Consider the following 2216-nt stretch of genomic DNA (forward strand, 5'->3'; position numbering starts at 1 on the left):
TCCGCGGACCGCCGACGTTGGAACGCCCTGGTGGCYGGCTCGTTCGGACGGTTCTGCGCCGTCCGGGAACCCCTTGGTGGCGCACCGCGGACGTGAGGGGCGCGAGCGGTTCGCCTACGGCTGGGGGCGCGGGCCGGATCGCTGTCCGGGACCGGCTCCCGCCGTGCGCCGGCCCAGGTGCGGGCGGTGCTCGCACGTACCTGGTCCGGGGAGCAAGGGGCCGAAGGGCGGACCGTCGAGGTCCGGGTTCCCTCAGTGTGCGTCGGCGAAGTCGCCGACCACCGGGCGAGCCGCTGTTGGCGCGCCGCCCGCCCGGGTGGAAGCCGCCGTGCACGGCCGCGCCCGCACGCGTCGAGCGCCTGCCGGCCGCCGGCAGGCGCTCGCGCGAAGGGGCGCTCCTCCCCGTGTTCCGTCTCCCGTCTCTACATCCTCGGCTTGTTCTTCGCCGAGGCGGCCAGGCACACGAACCCGAGCATCAGGGTCAGGGCGCCGATGACGATGTTGTTGACCGCGACCCCCGCGTCGGGGCGGGTGCCCACGATCCACGGCGCGACGATCATCCAGATGCCCATCGCGCACATGGCGCCGCTCAGGCCGTACATCCGTGCCGGGTTGGTGGTGAAGCCGAGGGCCAGTACGCAGATGGCGATGCCCACGATGAGGTTGTGCGTCGCGAGGGCGGACTGGTTCGACGTGTAGTGCAGGATCCACGGGGAGGCGGCGCAGTACAGACCGAGCAGGAACACCGGTCCGTCCACGAGCGCCACATCGCGATCCCCGAGCATGCGGGCGTAGCGGTCCCGCATCTCCGGTACGTCGGGGTGGCCGGCGATGTCCCCTCTGGTGTTCGAGACGTTGGCCATGGCATGACTCCTTCGCCTGCGCCGTCCCTGCGATGGACGGTGGTTATGTCCATTCTGCTCTTATTCAACCTTTATGTGTACTGGTGACGGCGGAGGAGTTCCGGAGACGGGTTCCGGAGAGGGGAGGCCGGGGAGGAACGTTCAGGCCGGGAACGTCATCAGGGCCAGGGGCGAGGAGGTGGGCTGCGCCGAGCCGCCCGCCGGTTCGACGGTGATGCCCATGCCGGACGCCCCGCCCACCGCTCCCTCCAGGAGGACCGGCCGGGCCGTCCGGCCGGGGTCCATCAGCCCGGCGGACCGCATGGTGCCCCCGTCGTCGAACCAGAGCTGGTAGACCTTGCCCTCCGGCGGGCTCGCGATGTCCGAGGCGATGAAGACCGCCCGGTCGCGGCTCTTCGAGACGACGACCGTCCCGCGGCCCCCGTCCGCCAGCTCGGCGGTCCGGGTCCTGGCGTCCGGGGCGGCCAGGACCGCCGCGATCGCGTCCGTGCTCCGCTCGGCCTGCTGCGCCCGCTGCTGGGCGTCCTCGGCGCGGTCGTACTGCCACACCGCCGTGCCGCCGAACGCGGCCACCCCGGCCAGGCAGGCGGCGAGTGCCCAGCGCGACAGCCGGCGTGCGCGGTTGCCGCCCGGGGAGCGCAGCGGCGACGTGCCGCGCGGGCCCTCCTGGCGGACCGTCGTGATCTGCCGCATGACCCGGCTCTTGAGGGCGGCGGACGGGGTCATGGTCGTCGCGAGACCGAGCCGGGCCGCGGTCTCGCTCAGCTCCAGCGCCTCCTGGGCGCAGGCCTCGCAGTCGGCCGCGTGCCGCTCGAACTCGCCCCGTTCCTCCTCGGAGAGGGCGTGCAGCGCGTACGCGCCCGTCAGGGTGTGCAGGTCGACGGTGCTCATGCGGTGACCCCCAGGCAGTCGCGCAGCCGGATGAGCCCGTCGCGCAGGCGCGTCTTGACCGTGCCGAGCGGCAGGGCCAGCGACTCCGCCACCTCCCGGTAGGTCAGACCGCGGTAGTACGCCAGCGTGACGGACTGACGCTGCAGTTCGGTGAGTGTGCGCAGACAGCGCCGCACTTGTTCGCGTTCCAGCCGGGCTTCCACCTGTTCCGTCACCTCGTCGTACTCGGGGGCGTGGTCGAGCAGGGCCGCCCTGTGCTCACGTGCCGCCGAGGCCTCGACCGAGCGGACCCGGTCGACGGCCCGCTGGTGGGCGAGCGTGAGCACCCAGTTGATCGCCGAGCCGCGGTCGCGCCGGTAGCGGGCGGSGGACCGCCACACCTCGACCAGCACTTCCTGGGCCACTTCCTCGGACTGGGCCTGGTCGCGCAGCACGCTGCGCACGACACCGATGACGGGTCCC

The 2216-nt window shown here is 72.9% G+C and carries 3 protein-coding genes; all 3 read right to left on the bottom strand.

Annotated features, from left to right (window positions below; genetic code table 11):
- Positions 1-422 precede the first annotated feature (422 nt).
- The gene (locus tag FGF04_RS36400) at positions 423-863 is read right to left on the bottom strand and encodes an SPW repeat protein (RefSeq protein WP_149515663.1); all 441 of its coding nucleotides are present in this window, start codon (positions 861-863) and stop codon (positions 423-425) included.
- Between the two features lie 141 nt (positions 864-1004).
- Positions 1005-1754, bottom strand: a complete 750-nt coding sequence (locus FGF04_RS36405; RefSeq protein ID WP_149515664.1) for an anti-sigma factor — start codon at positions 1752-1754, stop codon at positions 1005-1007.
- A partial coding sequence (sigK, locus tag FGF04_RS36410; RefSeq protein WP_149515665.1) for an ECF RNA polymerase sigma factor SigK occupies positions 1751-2216 on the bottom strand: 466 nt, incomplete at its 5' end. The genes FGF04_RS36405 and sigK, both read right to left, overlap by 4 nt.

Origin of the sequence: Streptomyces apricus (assembly GCF_008369065.1) — a bacterium.
In the GTDB taxonomy this organism is placed as follows: Bacteria; Actinomycetota; Actinomycetes; order Streptomycetales; family Streptomycetaceae; genus Streptomyces; species Streptomyces apricus.

Bases quoted from the DNA above. Each gene is read 5' to 3' on its own strand.
- FGF04_RS36400 (WP_149515663.1), bottom strand. From the start codon at position 863: ATGGCCAACGTCTCGAACACCAGAGGGGACATCGCCGGCCACCCCGAC.
- FGF04_RS36405 (WP_149515664.1), bottom strand. From the start codon at position 1,754: ATGAGCACCGTCGACCTGCACACCCTGACGGGCGCGTACGCGCTGCAC.